At 59.5% G+C, this 6,000-nt stretch carries 4 protein-coding genes; all 4 read left to right on the top strand.

Annotation, left to right across the window (positions count from 1 at the left end; all coding sequences use genetic code 11):
* Positions 1 to 608: 608 nt before the first annotated feature.
* The 4 genes from CWO89_RS16245 (at position 609) to CWO89_RS16230 (ending at position 5,806) form a co-directional block, all read left to right on the top strand.
* The gene (locus CWO89_RS16245) at positions 609 to 1,616 is read left to right on the top strand and encodes an AraC family transcriptional regulator (protein ID WP_130579791.1); all 1,008 of its coding nucleotides are present in this window, start codon (positions 609 to 611) and stop codon (positions 1,614 to 1,616) included.
* Between the two features lie 147 nt (positions 1,617 to 1,763).
* Complete coding sequence (locus CWO89_RS16240; RefSeq protein ID WP_165421187.1) at positions 1,764 to 2,645, top strand: AraC family transcriptional regulator; 882 nt, start codon at positions 1,764 to 1,766, stop codon at positions 2,643 to 2,645.
* Between the two features lie 256 nt (positions 2,646 to 2,901).
* Positions 2,902 to 3,846 (top strand): helix-turn-helix transcriptional regulator, encoded by a 945-nt coding sequence (locus CWO89_RS16235; RefSeq protein ID WP_130579789.1) that lies wholly within the window; start codon positions 2,902 to 2,904, stop codon positions 3,844 to 3,846.
* Positions 3,847 to 4,147: 301 nt separating this feature from the next.
* Positions 4,148 to 5,806 (top strand): arylsulfatase, encoded by a 1,659-nt coding sequence (locus tag CWO89_RS16230; protein WP_502702908.1) that lies wholly within the window; start codon positions 4,148 to 4,150, stop codon positions 5,804 to 5,806.
* Positions 5,807 to 6,000: the final 194 nt, after the last annotated feature.

Here is a 6,000-nt window from a genome sequence, read left to right as displayed (position 1 = left end):
TGCAACCGGCACCCGGCTTTCCCTGCGCCCTCTACTCAATGAGAGGGTGAAACGAGACGCAAAGCTCGGACGCAACGCGCCGCGAGAACGCGGACTCACGTCCTCTCCTTAAACTCCACCGTCATGCCCCGCGCAGGCGGGGCATCCAGTATCCGGCAGCCTCTCGGCTCAAGCACTGGTGCCTCTGGAATACTGGATCGTCCGCCTTCGCGGACGATGACAGCGGAGAAGCTGTTTGAAATTCAAATCAGACCTACACTGCGGGTGCGGCTATGCATCTTCGGCAGAACCGCCGGCGCGGGGTCGTTCCGGCACAGGCAGCCGCGTTGGCCTGTTTTCCTAACTCTGACAGGCAGTTGTGCGAGCGCATAAGACTACCCTGCAGAGCGATATGCATTTTGTGCCAAGTATTCGCGCAGTTGCCCACAGGTAATACTGGCCCTACAATACAACCGAGATTTCGCGGCGCCTCGGATCTCGAATCGACTTGATGGCGTTGCCTGCTCTTCTTTTGCGACCGAAATCGCTCTTCCCGATTCCCTGTGTCTCCTTGCTGTAAGCCTAGTTGACCCGAGAGATTAGTAGTTCTGTTTCGGGGGAGAACAGAAATGGCGTGGAGTAGAGTTTTTGATTTATCTGATCCGTCGCAGTGCAAGGCAGTTATTTGGTCCGCGGATATCGAACTTTTTCCGACGGCGAAAGGAAGCTTTCATGCCGAAATTGCGCAGATCGGCATAAACAGGCTTCTGGTGCAACGATATCGAGTGTCGCTGCCACAGGTTAACACCGTCGCGGTCAGGCCAGGCCGCAGATCAATTGGCTTTCTTGCCGAGCCCAATGGAACAGCCTTCCTGCACTGTGGCCTGGAGGTCTTGGCCAGCGATATCGTCGTGAACAGGTCCGACGTCGTACATCAACGATCTGGCGCAAACCTCCACTATGGTACGATCTCTCTTGCGGCTGATGACTTTGATGCTGCTGCCGAGGCAGTACTCGGTCGCGAGTTTGTCGAAATGCCGCAGAAACGAGTTATCCGCCCGCATTCTGCGGCGATGCTCCGACTGCTGAAACTGCACAAGAGCGTTGGGCTGCTCGCTCATGACATGCCGGATGTTCTCGAAATCCCGGAAGTGGGGCGGGCACTGGAGAATGAGCTCACTTATGTGATGGTGAGGTGCGTTGCCGAAGGTGCCGCTGCAGAGTCGAGAACTGGTAGCCGTCGCCACGACGCCATCGTCGCGCGTTTTGAAGAATTCCTGGAGGCCAACCCCGACCGGCCGCTTTATCTTGCGGAAATCTGCGCGGGGATTGGCGTCGCAGAGCGCACGCTCCGCGCCTCCTGCGAAGAGCATTTGGGAATGGGGCCGATCCGTTATCTCACCCTGCGCCGAATGCACCTCGTACACCGCGCGCTCCTGGGCTCGGACCATTCAAAGAGAACCGTCACCCAGATTGTCACCGACCACGGTTTTTGGGAACTCGGCCGCTTTTCGGTTGCCTACCGCACACTGTTTGGCGAGGCGCCATCGCGTACCTTGCGGCGATCGGTCGAGCTGCCCGAAACGCGTCCCAATCGCCCAACATCGCTTGCAGCCACAAACTTGCGGGCAGCTTGAGCCAGACAGGGACTTATTACAATGTCGTGGGCAAGAGTTCTTAGATTTACCGACCCGTTTCCCTGTCAGGCGGCCGTTCAAGCTACTGATGTTGAGATACTCCCTACAACGAAGGGAGATTTTTGGGCCGAGATTACACAGATCGGCATGACCAAACTTTGGATGCAGCGTTTCACTGTATCTTTGCCGCAAATCAGCAACGTTGCGTGCAAACCCGACCGGCGATCGATCCTCTTTCTCACCGAATCCAATTCGTCCCCACTACAGCACTGCGGCCAGGAAGTCTTGCCTGGTGACATCATCATTAACAGAACTGACGTTGCACATCATCGATCCGGCCATGATTATCATTTAGGGGCGATGTCCCTCCCGACCGATGAATTCGACGCCGCGGTCGAAGCGATAGCTGGCCGTGGTTTCAGCAAGCGGCTGGATGAGCGTAGCGTTCACCCGAATCCTGCGTTGATGTCGCGGCTGATGAAGCTGCACAAAGTGGTCGGACAACTCGCCCATGAAACTCCCGATGTGCTCGCAATACCGGAAGTGCTTCGTGCCCTCGAAAGCGAACTGGTGCATGTCATGGTCCGGTGCCTCGCGGAAGGCGTCGTGCTGGAAACGACCATGGGCGGCCGTCGCCATGACGCGATCGTCGCGCGGTTCGAGGCGTTTTTGGAGGCCAATCCCGACCGCCCACTTTATCTCATGGAGATCTGCGCGGCGATTGGTGTCGCCGAACGCACCCTTCGCGCCTCCTGTGAGGAACATTTGGGCATGGGACCGATCCGTTATCTCACCTTGCGCCGAATGCATCTCGTGCGGCAGGCGCTCTTGAGGTCGGACCCATCAACGGCAACTGTGACGCAAATCGTCACCGACCACGGCTTTTGGGAACTGGGGCGCTTTTCAGTTGCCTACCGAGTGTTTTTCGGAGAATCGCCGTCGTGCACCTTGCGGCGCCCGCCGGCGGACCCGAGGGTTCGTCTCGACCGCCCATCAACCATTGCTTTTGCCGGGCCCGGCCTCGCCTGAACCGGATGCGCGTGATCGCAAACGCGCGGTCGCCTGCGAAAAAACCGTGACGCTACGCGCGGTCTTTCCACTGAGGGGACACCCATGGTCGCAGCACCTGGTCGAGACTATCGGCCGGCTTGCCGGATTTGCATATTCTTCACATTCCACCCCCACCATCGACCTTCCGAACCCGCATAGCCGACAGCGGCCGACTGCTTGATGCTGCCTCCGTCGATGAGACCGGACCGTCCACCGGTCCGATGGGACGGCGCAAATGGCAGAAGGCGCAACACTCACGTTTGGCGACGCCGACGGCTATGCCGCAGGATTCGGCGATGCACGTATCAATCTGACGATAACGGGTGCCGGCGATTTCGAGGCGCGGTTAACACGGTTGAGATTGAACCATCTGGAATTGTGTCGGTGCCGCGAAATCCTTCCGCGCATCGCATATATTTCGCTGCCCCCCGAACGGATATTCCTTTCTTTTCCGGTCGGTACCGCGTCCCTCGTGTCCGACGGGCTTGTCTTGCGGAACGGCGACATGGTTTTGCACGGTCGTGGCGAGAGCACCCATCAGCGCTCCCACGGCGCATCCCAATGGGGCTTGATAGCCTTATCGCCGGACCAATTAAGGACTTGCAGCAAGGCCTTGACTGGACGGGAAATCGCGCCGCCGCCCGTGAGCAGAATGCTGCACCCTGCCCGCGCGGATATATCAAGATTTCGTCTTCTCTTCAGAGAAGCTTGCTACCTTGCAGAGGCTGGACGGAAACTGATCGAGCGTCCCGAGGTAGCAAGAGCGCTGGAGCAGGAATTGCTTCACGCGATCATCAATTGTCTGACCGCCGCCGACATCCACAACAACAACTCCAAGGCAAGACACCATCACACCGCCGTCATGCATCGTTTCGAAGATGGCCTAAGCAAACGTATCGATCAAAGACTCAAAATGCCCGCGCTTTGTGCCGAGATCGGCGTACCGGAGCGCAGCCTGCGGATGTGTTGCGCGAAGTTCCTCGGCGTAAGCCCCGCACGATATCTCTTGTTGCGACGATTGAATCAGGCTCGTTCGGCACTGCGACGTGCCGATCCTTCGATGGCCACCGTCGCGGAGGTCGCGCGAAATCATCAATTCCTGGAGCTTGGGCGCTTTGCGGTGACGTATCGCACCACCTTCGGCGAATCGCCTTCCGTCACGCTGCAACGCGATCCGTAATCCGCCGAAAGCGCATAGTCAGCCCTGCGAAGCCAACACTAGCTTCAGCCTCGTATACGACGAGGCTTAATCTGCCGAATGTGCATAGCGCATTCAGGGCGCTTCGCGCAATTTGCCGTCGCAAAGCGGCCGACCGATTGCCGGTTGCGATCTCGCATGAATCGGCAAAGCCAAGTTGTCGGCGGGCGGAGGTGGGCGAAGGCTGCGGCCCGGGCTCTCGGCAGCCGCCAATTAGGAAGCAACCATGAGCATGTTCCGACCAATTTCGGGCGCTCTTGTCTTGGCGTGTGCCGCCATGACAATGGCAAGCATTCCTGCCTCCGCCCAGCAGGGACAAAAACCCAACATCCTATTCATCATGGGCGACGACATCGGATGGATGCAGCCAAGCATCTATCACCGCGGCCTGATGGTCGGCGAAACGCCTAATATCGATCGCATCGGCAACGAAGGTGCCATCTTCATGGACTACGTCGCCATGCAGAGCTGCACCTCCGGCCGCAATGCGTTCTTCACCGGCATGTATCCGCTGCGCACCGGCATGATCCCGCCACAGCTCCCGGGGAGCCCGTCCTACCTGCGGCCCGGCACGCCGGCCCTCGCCCAGTTCCTGTTCGATCTCGGCTACACCACCGGCGAATTCGGCAAGAACCATCTCGGCGACCACACCGATGCCCTGCCGACGGCACACGGCTTCCAGGAATACTGGGGCTATCTCTACCATCTCGACGCGATGCAGCAGGTCAGCTTCCCTGACATCAACAAGACGCCGCTGCAGCAGACCGTGGCGCCACCCTGCAAGAATACGCCGATCCCGGGCGTGCCCGAAGTGCCCGGCGCGGTGGACCCCAAGACCACGCTGTGCCTCACGCCCCCGCGCAACATCCTGTCGTGCAAGTCCTCAGACGGCACGAGCAAGAATCAGATGTGCAGCGACGAAGGGCCGTTGACCCTGGATCGCTCGCGGACCGTGGACGAGGAGATTTCAGAGAAGGTCGTCGATTTCCTCGATCGCAATGACCCGAAGAAGACCGGCAAGCCATTCTTTGTCTGGTACAACCCGGCGCGCATGCACGTCGTCACCGTGCTGCCGCCGAAATACGAGGCCATGGTCGGCGAGCGCGGCGGCAAGGACTGGGGACTCAACGAAGCCGGCATGAAGCAGATGGACGACAATATCGGCGTCGTCCTCAAGAAGCTCGACGACATGGGGCAGGCCAACAATACGATCGTTGTATTCACGACCGATAATGGTGCTGAGGCGATCTCCTTCCCGGACGGCGGCGTGACCCCGTTTAAGGGCCAAAAGGGCGAGGCCTGGGAAGGCGGCTATCGCGCACCTATGGTGATCAAATGGCCCGGTGTCATCAAGCCAGGCACGGTCAAGAACCAACTGTTCGCCGCGCTCGACTGGGTTCCCACGTTGGTCGACGTCGCCGGCGGACCCAAGGGCGACAAACTGAAGCAGCAGATCGAGGCAGGGCGGTACCCCGGCATCGTCAAGACGACGCTCGATGGCGTCGACCAGCGCGACTACCTCGAAGGCAAGTCCGACAAGTCGGCGCGGGACTACTTCTTCTACTTCTCGGGCGCAACGCCGTCGGCGGTGCGCTACAAGAATTGGAAGATGTACTACACCATGTCGCAGCCCGGGCCGGCCGGCTGGATCATGCCGCTCATCCCCTTCCACTTCACTTTGGTCCAGAACATCAAGCGTGATCCCTTCGAGCAGGCTGTCGGCGTTGACCAGAAGACGGCCATGAGCACGGGCGGCGTGCTCGGCGCCCCGGCGACCGCCTTCCAGTACGACTGGAACATGCTGCCGATCGGTCAGCGGTTGTGGCTGGAGCACCTGTCCAGCTACGAGAAGTTCCCGCCGCTGCAGGCCCCGGAGAGCTACAACCTCAGCCAGATCCTTGAGGAGGTCAAGAAGGCCAACTCCCGCGCCGCGAGCGACTAGCCGCGTGAAGCGAGCATGACCTGAATATGCGGACGCCCCACAGGGCGTCCGCCCACCACAGGCGAAGCGATGAACGCGCTTCCCATGCAACCCCTCCGAGAGAACGTCAACCGATCCATGCGTTCGGGCAGCAACAGCCAAGGAGTTGCTCATGACCATGAAGAATACCACGAGTCCAATAGAGCCCGCAGATC

The organism is Bradyrhizobium sp. Leo170 (assembly GCF_004296405.1).
Lineage (GTDB): Bacteria > Pseudomonadota > Alphaproteobacteria > Rhizobiales > Xanthobacteraceae > Bradyrhizobium.
Note: the sequence above shows the minus strand (reverse complement) of the source record. Positions and strands in the feature narration are given on the sequence as shown.

Bases quoted from the DNA above. Each gene is read 5' to 3' on its own strand.
- CWO89_RS16235 (WP_130579789.1), top strand. From the start codon at position 2,902: ATGGCAGAAGGCGCAACACTCACGTTTGGCGACGCCGACGGCTATGCC.
- CWO89_RS16230 (WP_502702908.1), top strand. From the start codon at position 4,148: ATGGCAAGCATTCCTGCCTCCGCCCAGCAGGGACAAAAACCCAACATC.
- CWO89_RS16240 (WP_165421187.1), top strand. From the start codon at position 1,764: ATGACCAAACTTTGGATGCAGCGTTTCACTGTATCTTTGCCGCAAATC.
- CWO89_RS16245 (WP_130579791.1), top strand. From the start codon at position 609: ATGGCGTGGAGTAGAGTTTTTGATTTATCTGATCCGTCGCAGTGCAAG.